Genomic DNA, 15,388 nt, shown 5'->3' on the forward strand with positions numbered 1-15,388 from the left:
AAGGGGACCGGCTGACCAGAACCCGCATCGGGAAGCAATGTGCGACCGCAGGGGGGACCGTGGCGCTGCAGCACGAGCCGACGACGCCGTACCACTCGGCACAGGACGCCCTGCGCGTCCTGGAGACCGTGGTCCGGCACGGCACCGGAGTCACCGGCACGGAGCTCGCCCGGCACACGGGCATCGGCCGGGAGCGCCTGACCGGCCTCCTGCGGATGCTGCGCCGGGAGGGGTACGTCGAGCAGGTGACCGACGGGGCGTACGTCGCCGGGGAGGCGCTGGCCCGCCTCGGCTCCGCGGAGAGCCGGGCGCGGGCGCTGCGGGAGAACCTGCAGCGCACCCTGGACCGGCTGCGCGACTCGGTCGGCGCGGCGATCTACGTCAGCCGGTACGTGGACGGGGAGATCCGGATCGACCAGTTCGCCGCCGGTCCGGCCACCCCCGTGGTGAACGAGTGGGTCGACTTCCGCTACTCGGCGCACGCCACGGCGATCGGCAAGAGCCTGCTCGGGCAGCTCGACCACAACGGCCGGCGCGACCATCTCTCCCGGCACAAGATGGCCCGGCTCACCTCGCGCACGATCACCAGCGACAAGGTGCTGCTGTCCCGCCTGGAGTCCCAGCCGCCGACGGTCCCCCACCTGGACCTGCAGGAGTACGCGGTGGGCACGGTCTGCGCGGCGGTACCGATCACGGCCGGCTCCTCCGTAGGCTGCCTGGCCCTGTCGCTCCCGGTCCGCCACGCCCACCGCCTCCGCCAGGCGGCGGACACCCTCAACCGCAACGCGGCCCCGGTCCTCCTGTCCCTGGCGATCTAGGCGCCGGGTGGTTGGTCGGAAGCACCCCCGAGAACCGGGTATTATTTTCTTCGTCGCCAGCCGCGAGAGCAGTGAGAACGCGGTCGGCGTGAGTCATGCGCCGCTAGCTCAGTTGGTTAGAGCAGCTGACTCTTAATCAGCGGGTCCGGGGTTCGAGTCCCTGGCGGCGCACACCGGAAGGGCCTCTCGTGGGAGCGGGGGGCCCTTCGACTTGTACCCACCCACCCCGGTCGGCTGCGGACACTGCCGGGGGTCCGGGGGTCGCCCCCCGGGAAGACACAGCATCAGCGGGTCCGGGGTTCGAGTCCCTGGCGGCGCACACCGGAAGGGCCTCTCGTGGGAGCGGGGGGCCCTTCGACTTGCGTCGGAAAGCCCCCCCCCGAAGCTCACGGCGTCATCGTCACCCCGTCCACGACCACCGTGTCGCCCGCGTCGCCCGTGTCCTCGCCGAAGCCGAACTCCGACGACATGCTCTGGTACGAGACCAGGAAGGTGACGCAGGTCACGGCGATCACGGCCAGGACGGCCAGGACGCCGAGGGTGGAGGCCGCCAGGCGGACGCGGCCGGGCCTGCGGGCCGTGGCCGCGATCCTGGCGCCCTCCGTGTAGTGGACGGTGACGAAGTCCCCGACCACCGTCGTCGCCGGGCCGTCCTCCTCCTCGAAGCGGACGACGCGGCCGTCGCGCGCGGTGAACTCGTACACGTGGTGCAGCGTCGTGTGCACCGAGGTCTCGCCCCCGCCGCCGTGCGTGGTCGTGAACGTCCGCAGACAGCGGCCCTCGGCCGTCAGCCCGCTGTTCCAGGCGGCGCGGATCTGCCATGCGCGCCGCGTCAGGCGGAAGCCGATGAAGAGCGCGACGCCCAGGACGAGGCAGGGCACGACGTAGAAAAGTGCGTCCATGATGATGGTCCCCCGTGGTCAGCGGCGCCGGCCTCGAACGGCCGGCGTGGCAGGAACCTACCCACGCCGGCCGGGACCCTGACTCAAGGGAACCTCAGAACGTGACGTCCGAGCACGCGTAGAACGCGTTGCCGGTGTCCGCGATCGTCCACACCGCGAGGATCACGTGGTGGCCGCTGAGCCCGGTCGGCAGCCGCCCGCTGTGCGAGAGCGTGGACGGCGGGCGCTGGCCGTTGTACGGGACCGTGAAGAACGGCGTGAGGTTGAGGTCGGAGCGGGACAGGTTGTGGTCCTGGTTCCAGCCCTGCTTGGTGACGTAGTACCGGAAGTCGGTCGTGGCGTGCATGGCCGTGAACTGCCAGCGGAACGTGTAGTTCTGACCACCGGTAACCCGGGTGGTGGGCCAGGCGGCCCCGGACGGCGTCCTCGGCGCGCTGAGCTGGCCGAACTGGCCGAGTCCGCCGTTGCAGATCTGCCCGTCGGCCGGTCCGCCGCCGGGGAAGCCCTTCGGGCCCTCGACGCTCTGCGGCTCCCACTGGATGGACCCGCAGTTGGCGACGGTGCCGTTCTGGCAGAGCTTCTGGCGGCTGACGGGGAGGTCGGTGTACCCGTGCCCGCTCGCGCCCTGTGTGGACAGGGCGAGGGCTCCGGCCGTGGTGAGTCCGAGCGCGGCGGCGTACAGCTTGGTCCTTCTGCGCATGCTGCTGCTCCTGGGAACGTGGGGGAGGTTCGGTGAGCTTGCAGGTCTAGACCAAGTCCCAGATTATTGCTGACGGTTGAACATGTCCATACCAATAGCGGACTCTGTTCGACATACCGTCAGCCCGCCGTCTCCCCCCGCCCCGAGCAGAACGCCACCGTCAGGTCCTTCACCAGCGCCTTGCGCTCGTAGTCGTCCAGGTCGACCAGACCCCGCGTGGTCAGCCGGGTCACCGTGTCCTCCACCGAGTCCACGACCGAGGTCAGCACGGTCGCCCGGTTCTGGGCGTCCAGCACCGCGATCCGGCGCCGGTTCATGGCGGCGGCCACCTCGGGGGCGTACTCCACCCGCAGCGGCCGTACCGAGAACACCTCCAGCCCCACCGCCCCGGCGTCCCGCACCACCAGCCGGGTCAGCGCGTCCCCCGACGCCTCCACCGCGCCCCGGGACGCACCCGGCATCTCCACCGGCACCCGCGCCAGCGCCGCCTCCACGCACTCGCGCAGGTACCCCTCGTGGTCCTCGACCGCGAGCGTGGCCCGCGCGGTGTCCCGCACCCGCCACACCACCAGCACGACCGCCCGCAGCGCGACCCCGCTGCCGTCGGCCGCCTGCATCGGCTCGCTGCGCCAGTGCCGCAGCCGTACGTCGACGCGGCGGCGCAGCAGCAGCGGGTTGACCCACAGCAGACCGGTCCGCCGCACGGTCCCCCGGTAGCGGCCGAACAGCCCCAGCACCCAGGCACCGCCGGTCCGCCCGCGCGCCAGCCCGCCGAAGCCGAACAGGCCGAGCGCCCCCGCGCCGGTGTACGCCGCCCACTGCGCCGGTCCGAGCCCGGCACCGGCCACCGCCGGCAGCCCCAGCGCGTGCGCGGCCGCCGCGGGCAGCACCCCCGCCCACCACGAGGTGGCCAGCGCCCCGGCCGCCGCGCACATCCCGGCGATCAGGCCGACCGCGCCCGGCAGCACCCGGGCGGGCCGCTCCACCAGCTCGGGGTCGACCCGGAGGTCGGGCCGGGGCTTCGGCTGCACCGGCCGGCGCACCCGGGGCTGCTCCCCCGTGCCCTGCCGGCGGGCCACCACCGTCGGGCGCAGCGGCACCGGCACCGGGTCCGCCTCGTCACGGAAGAGCAGATGGACGGGGATCTCGGTGGTCGACTCGTTCTGGATCAGCCGTGCGGGCCGCACGGGCGGCTCGGCCGGCCCGTCGAGCCCGTCGAGCCCGTCGGGCTCCGGGGTGTGGGACGTGGTCGTGGTCATGCGTTGCCTCCAGCCTCCGCGCCAGATGCGTCACAGGGAGATGAGGGTGCGGCGCCCGGCGCGCGCACCCCGCGCCCGGACCGCCCCCAGGGGGTGCGCGCGTCTTCGCGCGCCGGGTCGGCTACGCGAACAACCGCCGCCAGGTCTCGGGCCCCGGGTAGCCGTCCGCCGCGCCGCCCCGCCAGCCCTGGGCGCGCTGGAATGCCTCGACGGCACGCCGGTCGGCCTCGCTCCAGCGCGGCCCCGGACCGGACCTGTAGGAACTGCCGAACCCTTTCTTCACCAGCTGCTCGCCGAGCCGCGTGACATACGCGTTCTCCGCGCCCGGCCGGAACGCGGCCCGCCCCGGATAGCCGGGCACCCCGTGCGAGGCGGGCTGCTCCGGTGCGCCCGTCCCGCCCTGGACGTCCTTGCCCTTGCCGGTGACCAGCAGCTTCCAGGTCGCCGGGCCGGGGAGTCCGTCCGCGTCCTGGCCCCGCCAGCCCTGCGCCCGCTGGAACGCCTGGGTCGCACGGCGGTCGGCGTCCGTCCAGCGCGGGCCGGGGCCCGAGGTGTAGTACCGGCCGGCGCCGCGTTCGACGAGCATGCGGCCCAGCCGGGTGACGTGCTTGTTGTGGGCGCCGGGGCCGAAGTAGGCCCGCCCCGGGTAGGGCTGCGCGCTCGCCGGTTCGGCAGGCCGCTGCGGACCCGCCGGCTGCTGCGGGGGCTTCGGCTGTTCCGGCCCGGCGGTCTCGGGCTGCGCTCCGGCCGTGCCCTTCACCAGCCCCTTGTAGCGGTAGGCGACATAGCGGTCGGAGTGGCTCCAGTAGGCGTACGGGGTGGTCTGGCGGCGCGCGTGCGGGGGCGCCGACTCGTAGGCGACGTAGGAGGAGTGCGTGTGGTCCGTCCAGCCGCCGAAGATCACGACGTGGGAACCCTTCTGGGGGTCCGCCGGATTGTGGAACAGCAGAATGTCGCCGGGCTGGAGATCCTCCTTCTTGATACGGACGCCGTACTGGGCGAGGCTTCCGGTCCATTCGTTGCCGGGCAGGCTCCAGGCCATGGAGACGAATCCGGAACAGTCCTGCCGGTATCCGTCCGACCAGAATTTCGACATGCTGTACGGCACCTTCGCCGCGACCCATTTCTTCGCCCGGTTGATGATCTCCGTCCGGGTGGTGGCGGGGGTCTCCGTCACGGCGGCCGGGGCGGCGGCCACCCCGCCGGGGCCGTGCAGCGGGGCCTGGCGGCCCTGTGGGGTGCTGGGCTCGTCACCTGCGGGGACGCCCGGCCGGTCCGGGGCCTGGGGGGCGGCCGCCGCGGCCGTGTGCGCGGCGGCGAGCGCGCTGGACGCGGCGGCGGCGAGCACCAGGGCCCGGTAGGCCGCCGGGTGGCGACCGGTCGTGGAATGCGGCAGGACGCGCCGCCAGTGGACGCATCCCGGGCAGTCGCAGTCACTCGCCGGATCGAATTCCTCGAACACCGGAGTCCGAGTTTCCATGCGATTCCCTCCACACTCCAGACGGAACATTCCTCGGCTGTGCACCTCGACAGTTTCCCAACTGTCGCCGTGACCCGCATGTTGACGGTCCGAATGGTTTAAAGACCCCCCTCGGAGCCCTCCCGGAACCCCTCCCCCGGCCCCGGCGCCCCGCGGCGGGTGGTCGGGAGCACCGGCGAAGGTCATGTAGAGTGACGACGTCAGCAGGCGCCGCTAGCTCAGTTGGTTAGAGCAGCTGACTCTTAATCAGCGGGTCCGGGGTTCGAGTCCCTGGCGGCGCACAGACGGTCCGGAAGCCCCTCGCGCGAGCGAGGGGCTTCCGGCGTTCCGGCACCCCTGTGCCCATCTGTCGACGACGGCCACACGGGACCTCCACAGCTGCCACAATGAGCGCGTATGACCGGTAAACACCGCGTTTCGCGTCTTGCGATCATGCGGACCCGCGTAGAACCCTGGGGTGGGGTTTTTCACGATGCTGCGCATACGCGGCAGTTGGGGGGCAAGGAGCCGGTTGCCGGTTTTCCGGGGAGCAGGGGGCCCCGTTTCACGACCGCATGCCGAGGGGGGCATGATGCAACCGGAAGGTCGCGTTTCCATGTCTAACGTGTGGAAGATGTGGTGACCGCGGCCCGCCACTGATACGCCTGTGAAGGTCGAGGGGGATCGGCACAGTCGTAAACGGAACCGACAGACACGCGGTGACCTGCGTGTGGGGGGATGACTCATGACGTCGACGCCGACGGGCGCCCGGCGGGACTTCGACCCGTCACAGACCACCCAGTTGAGGGTGCCGACCCACCGGACCGGGGCCTTTCGCCGGATAAAGAAGACGCTGCCGAAGTACGACTACGAGCACTACAGCCGGCTGGCCGGTCCCCTCACCCAGCCCGACCCGAACAAGCCGTACCGGGTCCAGTACCGCTCGCTGATCTCGCAGGAGCCGCACCGCATCCGGGTCGCCCTGATGCTGGCCGCGGCCCCGGTGCTCTCGCTGGTCCTGCTCTTCTGGCTGCTGCAGCCCGAGCACTGGACCGAGCGCGACTACCCGGCCTTCGACTGGCTGCCGGCGCTCGACATCGTGATGCTCGTCTCGATCGGCCTGATCGAGTTCTTCCGCTGCATGAACGTGCTCTCCAACGCGCACGCCACGCTGGTCGCCCGCGACCCGATCCCGGTGGTGCCGGAGACCGGCACGAGAGTCGCCTTCCTCACCTCCTTCGTGCCCGGCAAGGAGCCGCTGGAGATGGTGACGAAGACCCTGGAGGCGGCCGTCAAGCTGCGCCACCGGGGTCTGATGCACGTCTGGCTGCTCGACGAGGGCGACGACCCGGAGGTCAAGGAGGTGTGCGCCCGCCTCGGTGTGCGCCACTTCTCCCGCAAGGGCATCGCCAAGTGGAACCAGGCCAAGGGCCCGCACCGCGCCAAGACCAAGCACGGCAACTACAACGCCTGGCTCGACGCGCACGGCGACGACTACGACTTCTTCGCCTCCGTCGACACCGACCACGTGCCGCTGCCCAACTACCTGGAGCGGATGCTGGGCTTCTTCCGCGACCCGGACGTCGGCTTCGTCATCGGCCCGCAGGTCTACGGCAACTACGACAACTTCGTCACCAAGGCCGCCGAGTCCCAGCAGTTCCTCTTCCACGCCCTCATCCAGCGCGCGGGCAACAAGTACGGCGCGCCGATGTTCGTGGGCACGTCGAACGCCGTACGCATCAAGGCGCTGAAGCAGATCGGCGGCCTGTACGACTCGATCACCGAGGACATGGCGACCGGCTTCGAGATCCACCGCCACAAGAACCCGGCCACGGGCCGCAAGTGGCGCTCGGTCTACACCCCGGACGTGCTGGCCGTCGGTGAGGGCCCGAGCGCCTGGACGGACTTCTTCACCCAGCAGATGCGCTGGTCGCGAGGGACGTACGAGACGATCCTCAAGCAGTACTGGAAGGGCTGGTACTCGCTGCCGCCGAGCAAGCTCTTCAACTACACGATGATGATCATCTTCTACCCGATGTCGGCTCTGAACTGGATCCTGGCCGCGCTGAGCTGCGCGCTGTTCCTGGGCCTGGGCGCCTCGGGTGTGAACATCGACCCCACGATCTGGCTGATGCTGTACGGCAACGCCTCGGCCCTCCAGATCGGCCTGTACGTCTGGAACCGCCGCCACAACGTCTCGCCGCACGAGCCGGAGGGTTCCGGCGGTGTGGCCGGCATGGTGATGTCCGCGCTGTCGGCGCCGCTGTACGCGAAGGCCCTGATCGACTCGGTGCTGCGCAAGAAGAGCAAGTTCGTGGTCACGCCCAAGGGCGACTCCGCGAGCCCCGACCGCTGGTTCGGCACGTTCCGGTACCACTGGTACTTCATCGCGATCTTCGGCGCCTCGATCACGGCGGGATTCGTCTACGGACACTCCCACCCGGCGATGATCATCTGGGCGACGTTCGCCATGCTGATCACCGCGACGCCGATCTTCGCCTGGCGCTACATGCTGCGGCAGGAGAAGAAGAAGCCCGCCGCGCACGCTGCCCGGCCCGCCGGGAGCGGGCAGCAGGACGCGGCGCCGGCAGCCGGCCCGGCGGTGCCGTACCAGCCGCAGCCGCTGCCGTCGCACGCCACCCCGCACGCGCCCCACGGTCAGCAGAAGCCGACCTGGGCCGCGCAGGGCGGTGGCGGCAACGACCAGACGATGCAGATCGCCCTTGGTGGACTTGGGGGACGTAAGGAATGAAGGACCGTGCAGGCCGCCGCCGCGCCCGTCGACTCGCGATAGGCACGGCGGTGGTGCTCGCGCTGGCCGGAATGAACGGGCCGTGGCTCTATCGCGTCGGCACCGAGAAATACCACCAGTACCAGATCAACAGACCCGAGTACAAAGCCGCGAACGGCAAGTGGGAGATCGTCGAGTTTCCCGAGGAGTACCGCCAGAACACGATCCACGCGGCGCTCCTGCACACCGGCAAGGTGCTGCTCATCGCCGGCTCGGGCAACAACCAGGACAACTTCGACGCGAAGCAGTACGACACCCGGATCTGGGACCCGGTCAAGGGCACCATCAAGAAGGTGCCGACGCCGAACGACCTGTTCTGCACCGGCCACACCCAGCTGTCCAACGGCAACCTGCTGATCGCGGGCGGCACCAAGCGGTACGAGAAGCTCAAGGGTGACGTCACCAAGGCCGGCGGCCTGATGATCGTCCACAACGAGAACCCGGACAAGCCGATCACGCTGCCCGCGGGCACCAAGTTCACCGGCAAGGAGAACGGCAAGACGTTCGTCTCCAAGGACCCGGTGCTGGTGCCGCGCGCCAAGAAGGTGTTCGACGAGGTCACCGGCGAGTTCCTGCGCAACGACCCCGGTCTCGGCCGGATCTACGTCGAGGCGCAGAAGCAGGGCACCAAGTACGAGACGGGCACCCAGGACAACTACCGCATCCAGGGCCTGTCGGGAGTCGACGCGCGCAACACCTACGGCATCGCGCAGAAGCTCGCCCTCGACAAGAAGGACTTCCAGGGCATCCGGGACGCCTACGAGTTCGACCCGGTCGCCGAGAAGTACATCAAGGTCGACCCGATGCACGAGGCCCGCTGGTACCCGACGCTCACCACCCTGGGCGACGGCAAGATCCTCAGCGTCTCCGGCCTCGACGACATCGGGCAGCTCGTACCGGGCAAGAACGAGGTGTACGACCCGAAGACCAAGAAGTGGACGTACCTCGACAAGACCCGGCAGTTCCCGACGTACCCGGCGCTGTTCCCGCTGCAGAACGGCAAGATCTTCTACTCGGGTTCGAACGCCGGCTACGGCCCCGACGACGTGGGCCGTGACCCGGGCGTCTGGGACGTGGACACCAACAAGTTCACCAAGCTGCCCGGCCTGAGCGACGCGAACCTGATGGAGACGTCCGGCACGGTGCTGCTGCCGCCGGCGCAGGACGAGAAGTACATGGTGATCGGCGGCGGTGGCGTCGGCGAGTCCGCGGAGTCCAGCGAGAAGACCCGGCTGATCGACCTGAAGGACGACGACCCGAAGTTCGTGGACGGGCCGTCGCTGGAGAAGGGCACGCGCTACCCGCAGACCTCGGTGCTGCCCGACGACTCCGTGCTGGTGTCGGGCGGTTCGGAGGACTACCGGGGCCGCGGCGACTCCAACATCCTCCAGGCGCACCTGTACCGGCCGGGCGCCAAGGAGCTCGACCGGGTCGCCGACCCGCTCGTGGGCCGCAACTACCACTCGGGGTCGATCCTGCTGCCCGACGGCCGCGTGATGTTCTTCGGCTCGGACTCGCTCTACGCCGACAAGGCCAACACCAAGCCGGGCAAGTTCGAGCAGCGCATCGAGATCTACACGCCGCCGTATCTGTACCGGGACGCGCGGCCGTCGCTGTCGGGCGGTCCGCAGACCATCAAGCGCGGCGGGACGGGCACGTTCACCTCGCAGCACGCCTCGGCCGTGAAGAACGTACGGCTGATGCGGCCGAGCGCGTCCACGCACGTCACGGACGTGGACCAGCGGTCGGTGAAGCTGGACTTCCAGGCGTCGGGCGACAAGCTCACGGTGACCGTGCCGACGAACCGGAACCTGGTGCCGTCGGGCTGGTACATGCTCTTCGTGACGGACGACCAGGGCACGCCGTCCACGGCGCAGTGGGTCCGGGTGCCGTAGCTCTCCCGTGGCCGCACGGACGACGGCCCCGCACCTCTTCGGAGGTGCGGGGCCGTCGCGTTCAGCGGGTCACTTGCTGGCCCGGGCCAGTCCGAGCGCGTACTTCGCCCACCACTGGCCGGCCTTCGGGCCGCCCTTGCACTCGCCGTCCGACTCGCCGGGGCGCTTGACCCAGACGAACGCGTCGACCAGCGGGTCCGGCGTCTTCGTCGTCGGGGTCTCGCCCAGCGCGCGGCCCGGCGGGTTGCACCAGCGCTCGTTCGGGTCGCCGCCCGTGTAGGGGCCGTTGCCGTTGCGGCTGGTGTCCACGACGAACGGCTTCCCGCCCACGCGGGTGGAGAGCTGCTTGCCGTACGCGATGGAGTCCTTGGTCGTGTAGAAGTTCGACACGTTCACCGCGAAGCCGTCGGCCTGGTCGACGCCCGCCCACTTCAGCGGCTCGAAGATCTGGTCCGGGTGCCCCCAGCCGGCGTTTCCGGCGTCCAGGTAGACCTTCGTGTTCTTCAGCGACTTGAGCTTGCCGATGGCGCCCTTGAGGAGGTCGTAGCGCTCCTCGTGGAACTCGTCCGGGGTGCAGCCGTCCACCAGGTGCAGCACGGCGTCCGGCTCCAGGACGATCGTGGCCCCCCGGTCACCGATGCCCTTGGCCACCCCGTCGATCCACTCGCGGTAGGTGTCGCCGTCGGCGGCGCCGCCCTGCGAGTACTGACCGCAGTCGCGGTGCGGGATGTTGTAGAGGACCAGCAGCGCGGTCCGGTCCGCCTTGGCGGCGGCCTCGGTGTAGCCGCGCGCCTCGTCCTCCGGGTTCTCCGGACCGATCCACTCGCCGGTGGGCTGCTCCGCGATCTTGCGGATCTGCTCGGCGTCCCCCTTCTTCCCATCCTTCTCGTACGCGGCCACCTGCTCGGCCGCGTTCCCGTCCGGGTTCACCCAGAACGGGTTCCTGTCCTTGGGCTGTTGGCTGATCCCGGCGGCGTTCTCGCCGTCCGGTGTGTCGCCGTCCCCGGAGGAACATCCCGCGATCAGCAGTGCCGCCCCCAGCAGCACGGCCGACGCGCGCGCACGAGCGACCCCCCAGGCCCCCCTCTTCTGGTACATCCAGCTCCCCCTCGGGTGCACTCTTCCGAGGCTCAATCCTGACATACCCGGTGGCGGGCCACGCGAGGTCCGCGAGCCCCTCGCCGGCGCTATCCGCGGCCGGTGAGATACGCGGAGACGACCAGGTTGGCGGAGTACGTCCGGGTGGCCCGGTCGAAGGTGCCGGCGCAGGTGATCAGGCGCAGTTCCGCCCGGCCGGGGCGGTGCGGGCCGTACACCCACCCGGCGTCGAACCCGTCGCGTTCGACCGTGCGGACCTCGTCCACGGTGAACTCGGCGACCTTGCCGCCGGCCCGCAGCACCCGGACGCGGGCGCCCGGCCTGAGCGCGGTGAGCCGGTGGAAGACGGCCGGGCGGGTCTCGGTGTCGGTGTGCCCGACCATCAGCGCGGCTCCCTCGGCTCCGGGGGCCGGGCCGGCCGCGTACCAGCCGACGGCGGCCGCCTGCCGGTACGGGGGCGGGTCGACGGCGCCGTGCGCGTCCAGGCCGCGGGCGACGACGGGGGCGCGGACGCCGAGGGCCGGGATCTCGACCCGCTGCGGCAGGGCGTCGGCCAGGGGCCGCACGGCGGGAGGCAGCCGTACGGCGGGGGGCGGGCCGGCGGGGATCAGCGTGCCCGCGGCGGGCGGGGCGGACGGGTGCGGGCGGACGTCGGTGACCTCCCAGCCCCACAGCCACAGCCCGAGCAGCAGCGCCACCCAGACGGTGCCGGTGATCAGGCGGCCCCCGAGGCCGGTGCGTTCGCGCCCGGTCACGGTCAGCGGGGGCGCCGGCTCCGGCGGGCGCTGCGCAGCGCCACGGCGGTCGCGGCGACACCGGCGAGGACCAGCCCCGTCACGGTGTGCGCGGTGCCGGGTCCGGCCTCGCGGGCGTCGACCATGGCCAGGCGGGTGGCGCCGCCGCCACCGGCCCGGACGGGGGCGGTCGGGCTGGCGGCGGGCGAGGGCGGGGCCCCGTGCCGCTGGGTGCCGGACGGCCCGGCCGCGTGGCGGGCGACGGTGACGGAGCCCGTGCGGGTGGTGTCGCCGCACTGGACCCGTACGTCGTAGCCGCCGTCCTTCGCCGTGGAGCGGACCCGGCTCTCCCCGCCGAGGGCGCCGTCCTCGCCGACGGTCAGCCGGGCGTCGGCGACGAACGCCTCGGAGGCGGCGGTGGCGGTCCGGCCGGGGCATCCGCTCACCCGAAGGGCGACGTCGTCGCCGGGGGCGGCGGTCGACGGGCCGACCGTGACACCCCCGTCCGCCGCGTGGGCCGCCGGGACGGCGCTCACCGCCCCCAGGGCGGCGACAGCACTCAGGGTGACGCGCAGTGATCCCATCGTGAACCTCCAGATACAGGGAGGCTCCCCCGCGGAGGCGGGCCCCGCATCCTGGGCGGGGCCCGCATTGCTCCATCCGGGTCGGATCAGGCCCGTACGGAGTTTCAGATCCGCTCGACGAGGTCCGCGATGGAGTCGACGACCTGGGACGGCCGGTACGGGAAGTGCTCCACCTGCTCGGGTCGGGTCAGGCCGGTGAGCACCAGGAACGTCTGCATCCCGGCCTCCATGCCGGCGAGGACGTCGGTGTCCATCCGGTCGCCGATCATGGCGCTGGTCTCGGAGTGGGCGCCGATGGCGTTCAGACCGGTCCGCATCATCAGCGGGTTGGGCTTGCCCGCGAAGTACGGCTGCCTGCCGGTGGCCTTGGTGATCAGCGCGGCGACAGCGCCGGTCGCCGGCAGCGGCCCTTCGGCGGAGGGGCCGGTCTCGTCGGGGTTGGTGCAGATGAAGCGGGCGCCGGCGTTGATGAGCCGGACCGCCTTGGTCATGGCCTCGAAGGAGTAGGTGCGGGTCTCGCCGAGGACGACGTAGTCCGGCTCGTGGTCGGTGAGGATGTACCCGATGTCGTGCAGCGCGGTGGTCAGGCCCGCCTCGCCGATGACGTACGCCGAGCCGCCGGGCCGCTGGTCGTCCAGGAACTGGGCGGTGGCCAGGGCCGAGGTCCAGATGTTCTCCAGCGGGACGTGCAGGCCCATGCGGTTCAGGCGGGCGTGCAGGTCGCGCGGGGTGTAGATCGAGTTGTTGGTGAGGACGAGGAAGGGCCTGCCGGATTCGCGGAGCTTCGTGATGAAGGCGTCGGCGCCGGGGATGGGGACGCCCTCGTGGATGAGCACACCGTCCATGTCGGTGAGCCAGGACTCGATGGGCTTGCGGTCTGCCATGGTGATGCGACTCTCCTGGCCTGCGTGCGGAGACGGGCTGCGGACGCCGGAACCACGCCGTACCGGCGCCTCCAGCCTAGTCAGGCCGGCCCCGACCCGGAGATCATCCGTGACGGGCCGCCGCCGGGGGAAGACCCGTGCCGCGTGCCCAAGGGCTGCCGTCGGCTCAGCGGCGCTTGCGGGCGATCAGGAGGGTGGCTCCGGCGAGCAGCAGGGCCAGGGTGGTGGTGAAGGTGACGCCGGGCGGGGACGTGAGGCCGGTGCGGGCCAGTTCGTCGGCGAGGGTGAGCCGCTCGCGCGGGGTCGCGCCGGGGGACGGGGAGGCGTCCGGGTCGGCGGGCACGCCCGAGGCGTCCCGTTCGGCGGGGTCGCTCGGACCGTCGGTGCCGTCCGGGGCCGGGGTGCCGGACGGGGCGTCCTCGTCCGTCGGAGCCGCCTCGATGGTGAACCGGTAGTCGCCGGACTGGCCGACCCAGTCGCCGTCGCCGTCGTGGCGCTGGACGACGGCCGCGTTGGCGGTGACCTCGTTGGGGACGGCGTCGGAGGTCAGGGCGAGCCGGACCTTCACGCTGACCGTCTCGCGGGGGCCGACCGTGAAGCCGGGGAAGCCGTCGAAGGCTCCGACGAGCTCGTCCTGGTCGGTGGTCTCGAAGCGGACGGGCCGGGGCCGGTCGTCCTCGCCGCCCGGGTAGAACTCCAGGCGCGGCTGGGACGCGGTGAGGCTGCGCTTGTCGTCGACGAGAACGACGACGGGGTGGATGCCGGTGCAGGTGCGTCCGGTCCGGTTTCTCAGGTCCAGGTACCAGGTGCCGAATCCGCCGCCCGCCGTGTACGTCTTCGGCCCGCCGTGCAGCCGGGTGGCCAGCGGGAAGGCGCCGCCGTCGCCGGCGCAGCGGGGTGCGGCGGGTTCCGCGCTCACCGGGGGTGCGACGGCGACGAGGGCGGCTGCCGCGAGGCAGAGGGCTACGGGTGTGTGCGGTCGCATGAACACATGACCATGCCGGTCCGGAGGGCCTTTCGGGCGACGCCGTCCCGTACGGCCGCCCACGACCGCCCGATCGGCGCAGGACCGCCACCCGGCCGGAGGCGGCCCGCCCGGGTCACCCCTCGGCCCGTCCGAACAGCGGCGCGAGCAGCAGCTGCGCCGCCCCCTCGGCCACGCCGTCGCCGGCGCCGGGGGCCAGCCGGACGGGGACCGTCTCCTCGCCGGCGCGCCGGGCGCGGGCGTCGAGGACGGCGGCGACCCCGTCGACGTAGGTGTCCGGTGCGGCGGCGACCGTGCGCCCGCCGAGCAGGACGAGGTCGACGTCGAGCAGGGCGACCAGGTTGCCGGCGGCGGTGCCGAGCACCCGGGCCGCCTCCGCCGTGTCGCCCCGGGCGACGGCGGCCAGGCACAGGGCCTCGACACAGCCGCGGTTGCCGCATCCGCAGGGCGGGCCGTCGAGCTGGACCACCTGGTGCCCGAACTCGCCGGCGCCGGTGCGGGTGCCCCGGTGCACGGTCCCGCCGATGACGAGCCCGCCGCCGAGACCCGCCCCGAAGTGCAGATAGGCGAAGGAGGCGCCGGCCGTCTCCGCGGGGCCGACGGCGAGGGCGAGGGCGGCGGCGTTGGTGTCCTTGTCCACGACGACGGGCAGCGACAGACGCCGCAGCAGCACGCTGCGCAGCGGGAAGCCGTTCCACTCGGGGAAGCCGGTGACGCGGTGCAGGACGCCGCGCCGGTGGTCGAGCGGGCCGGGCAGCGCCACGCCGACGCCGAGCACCGGGCCCGGCCGGGCGGCCCCGGACACCAGGGCCGTCACCTCGGTCACGAGCCGGTCGACGACCGTGTCCGCGCCGGAGCCGAGGTGCAGGGCGGCGCGGCGCCGGGCGACGACGGTGCCGGTGAGGTCGCAGAGCACGGTCGTCAGCTCGTCCCGGTCGAGGTGCACGCCCACCGCGTGCCCGGCCTCGGGGACCAGCCGCAGCACGGTCCTGGGCTTGCCGCCGGTGGAGGCCCGGCGGCCCGCCTCCGCGGCGAGGCCGTCCTCCCGCAGCCGGGCCGTGATCTTGCTGACCGCCTGCGGGGTGAGCCCGGTGCGCTCGGCGAGTTCGAGGCGGCTGATGCCGCCGGGGCCGGCCGTGCGCAGCAGATCGAGCACGAGCGCGGTGTTGTGGCTGCGCAGGGCGCCCAGGTTCACCCCGCCGGCCCCGCCTTCCGTCCTGTTCACGCCTCCCATTGTCCCCGGCGCTTGCACTTTGGCAACAGCGTTGCGAAAGTGGGG

Annotated in this window: 13 protein-coding genes and 2 tRNA genes; 5 read left to right on the forward strand and 10 right to left on the reverse strand. The window is 72.0% G+C overall.

What is annotated here, in order from left to right; genetic code table 11:
• Nucleotides 1-59 precede the first annotated feature (59 nt).
• Together F8R89_RS13305 and F8R89_RS13310 are read left to right on the forward strand one after the other, a co-directional pair.
• Complete coding sequence (locus tag F8R89_RS13305; protein WP_151784182.1) at nucleotides 60-818, forward strand: IclR family transcriptional regulator; 759 nt, start codon at nucleotides 60-62, stop codon at nucleotides 816-818.
• A 97-nt stretch (nucleotides 819-915) separates the two neighbouring features.
• Nucleotides 916-989 (forward strand) — tRNA-Lys (locus F8R89_RS13310).
• Between the two features lie 215 nt (nucleotides 990-1,204).
• On the opposite strand, the gene F8R89_RS13315 is transcribed toward F8R89_RS13310, so the two are convergent.
• From F8R89_RS13315 to F8R89_RS13330, 4 genes are all read right to left on the reverse strand, one after another.
• Nucleotides 1,205-1,720 carry a DUF3592 domain-containing protein gene (locus tag F8R89_RS13315; protein WP_225994383.1) on the reverse strand — a complete coding sequence of 172 codons (516 nt, stop codon included), beginning with the start codon at nucleotides 1,718-1,720 and terminating at the stop codon, nucleotides 1,205-1,207.
• Nucleotides 1,721-1,814: 94 nt separating this feature from the next.
• Nucleotides 1,815-2,420 carry a lytic polysaccharide monooxygenase gene (locus F8R89_RS13320; protein WP_151784183.1) on the reverse strand — a complete coding sequence of 202 codons (606 nt, stop codon included), beginning with the start codon at nucleotides 2,418-2,420 and terminating at the stop codon, nucleotides 1,815-1,817.
• Between the two features lie 119 nt (nucleotides 2,421-2,539).
• Complete coding sequence (locus tag F8R89_RS13325; RefSeq protein WP_151784184.1) at nucleotides 2,540-3,679, reverse strand: SPFH domain-containing protein; 1,140 nt, start codon at nucleotides 3,677-3,679, stop codon at nucleotides 2,540-2,542.
• A gap of 121 nt (nucleotides 3,680-3,800) precedes the next feature.
• Nucleotides 3,801-5,159, reverse strand: coding sequence for a peptidoglycan-binding protein (locus F8R89_RS13330; RefSeq protein WP_151784185.1), 1,359 nt, complete (start codon nucleotides 5,157-5,159; stop codon nucleotides 3,801-3,803).
• A 207-nt stretch (nucleotides 5,160-5,366) separates the two neighbouring features.
• On the opposite strand from F8R89_RS13330, the gene F8R89_RS13335 reads away from it, so the two are divergent.
• The 3 genes from F8R89_RS13335 (at nucleotide 5,367) to F8R89_RS13345 (ending at nucleotide 9,824) form a co-directional block, all read left to right on the forward strand.
• A tRNA-Lys gene (locus F8R89_RS13335) sits at nucleotides 5,367-5,440 on the forward strand.
• Between the two features lie 443 nt (nucleotides 5,441-5,883).
• Nucleotides 5,884-7,890 carry a glycosyltransferase family 2 protein gene (locus F8R89_RS13340; protein ID WP_151784186.1) on the forward strand — a complete coding sequence of 669 codons (2,007 nt, stop codon included), beginning with the start codon at nucleotides 5,884-5,886 and terminating at the stop codon, nucleotides 7,888-7,890.
• Nucleotides 7,887-9,824, forward strand: a complete 1,938-nt coding sequence (locus F8R89_RS13345) for a kelch motif-containing protein (protein ID WP_151784187.1) — start codon at nucleotides 7,887-7,889, stop codon at nucleotides 9,822-9,824. Before F8R89_RS13340 ends, F8R89_RS13345 begins: the two co-directional genes overlap by 4 nt.
• A 69-nt stretch (nucleotides 9,825-9,893) precedes the next feature.
• Here F8R89_RS13345 and F8R89_RS13350 read toward each other — a convergent pair whose 3' ends face one another.
• The 6 genes from F8R89_RS13350 to F8R89_RS13370 form a co-directional block, all read right to left on the reverse strand.
• Nucleotides 9,894-10,922: a glycoside hydrolase family 6 protein gene (locus F8R89_RS13350; protein ID WP_151784188.1), complete on the reverse strand. Its 1,029-nt coding sequence runs from the start codon at nucleotides 10,920-10,922 to the stop codon at nucleotides 9,894-9,896.
• Nucleotides 10,923-11,011: 89 nt separating this feature from the next.
• The gene (locus F8R89_RS36695; protein WP_225994384.1) at nucleotides 11,012-11,677 is read right to left on the reverse strand and encodes a class F sortase; all 666 of its coding nucleotides are present in this window, start codon (nucleotides 11,675-11,677) and stop codon (nucleotides 11,012-11,014) included.
• A gap of 2 nt (nucleotides 11,678-11,679) precedes the next feature.
• Complete coding sequence (locus F8R89_RS36700; RefSeq protein WP_225994385.1) at nucleotides 11,680-12,240, reverse strand: hypothetical protein; 561 nt, start codon at nucleotides 12,238-12,240, stop codon at nucleotides 11,680-11,682.
• A 104-nt stretch (nucleotides 12,241-12,344) separates the two neighbouring features.
• The gene (locus tag F8R89_RS13360) at nucleotides 12,345-13,124 is read right to left on the reverse strand and encodes an HAD-IIA family hydrolase (RefSeq protein ID WP_151784190.1); all 780 of its coding nucleotides are present in this window, start codon (nucleotides 13,122-13,124) and stop codon (nucleotides 12,345-12,347) included.
• Between the two features lie 166 nt (nucleotides 13,125-13,290).
• A complete protein-coding gene (locus F8R89_RS13365) occupies nucleotides 13,291-14,109 on the reverse strand; it encodes a hypothetical protein (protein ID WP_225994386.1) in 819 nt (272 codons plus the stop codon).
• Nucleotides 14,110-14,224: 115 nt separating this feature from the next.
• Entirely contained in the window at nucleotides 14,225-15,343 is a 1,119-nt protein-coding gene (locus tag F8R89_RS13370) for an ROK family transcriptional regulator (protein ID WP_151784192.1), read from the reverse strand.
• Nucleotides 15,344-15,388 lie beyond the last annotated feature (45 nt).

Source organism: Streptomyces sp. SS1-1 (genome assembly GCF_008973465.1).
In the GTDB taxonomy this organism is placed as follows: domain Bacteria; phylum Actinomycetota; class Actinomycetes; order Streptomycetales; family Streptomycetaceae; genus Streptomyces.

Excerpts from the sequence above, each read along its gene's own strand:
- F8R89_RS13315 (WP_225994383.1), bottom strand. The coding sequence starts at position 1,720 with ATGGACGCACTTTTCTACGTCGTGCCCTGCCTCGTCCTGGGCGTCGCG.
- F8R89_RS13320 (WP_151784183.1), bottom strand. The coding sequence starts at position 2,420 with ATGCGCAGAAGGACCAAGCTGTACGCCGCCGCGCTCGGACTCACCACG.
- F8R89_RS13325 (WP_151784184.1), bottom strand. The coding sequence starts at position 3,679 with ATGACCACGACCACGTCCCACACCCCGGAGCCCGACGGGCTCGACGGG.
- F8R89_RS13330 (WP_151784185.1), bottom strand. The coding sequence starts at position 5,159 with ATGGAAACTCGGACTCCGGTGTTCGAGGAATTCGATCCGGCGAGTGAC.
- F8R89_RS13340 (WP_151784186.1), top strand. The coding sequence starts at position 5,884 with ATGACGTCGACGCCGACGGGCGCCCGGCGGGACTTCGACCCGTCACAG.
- F8R89_RS13345 (WP_151784187.1), top strand. The coding sequence starts at position 7,887 with ATGAAGGACCGTGCAGGCCGCCGCCGCGCCCGTCGACTCGCGATAGGC.
- F8R89_RS13350 (WP_151784188.1), bottom strand. The coding sequence starts at position 10,922 with ATGTACCAGAAGAGGGGGGCCTGGGGGGTCGCTCGTGCGCGCGCGTCG.
- F8R89_RS36700 (WP_225994385.1), bottom strand. The coding sequence starts at position 12,240 with ATGGGATCACTGCGCGTCACCCTGAGTGCTGTCGCCGCCCTGGGGGCG.
- F8R89_RS13360 (WP_151784190.1), bottom strand. The coding sequence starts at position 13,124 with ATGGCAGACCGCAAGCCCATCGAGTCCTGGCTCACCGACATGGACGGT.
- F8R89_RS13365 (WP_225994386.1), bottom strand. The coding sequence starts at position 14,109 with ATGCGACCGCACACACCCGTAGCCCTCTGCCTCGCGGCAGCCGCCCTC.
- F8R89_RS13370 (WP_151784192.1), bottom strand. The coding sequence starts at position 15,343 with ATGGGAGGCGTGAACAGGACGGAAGGCGGGGCCGGCGGGGTGAACCTG.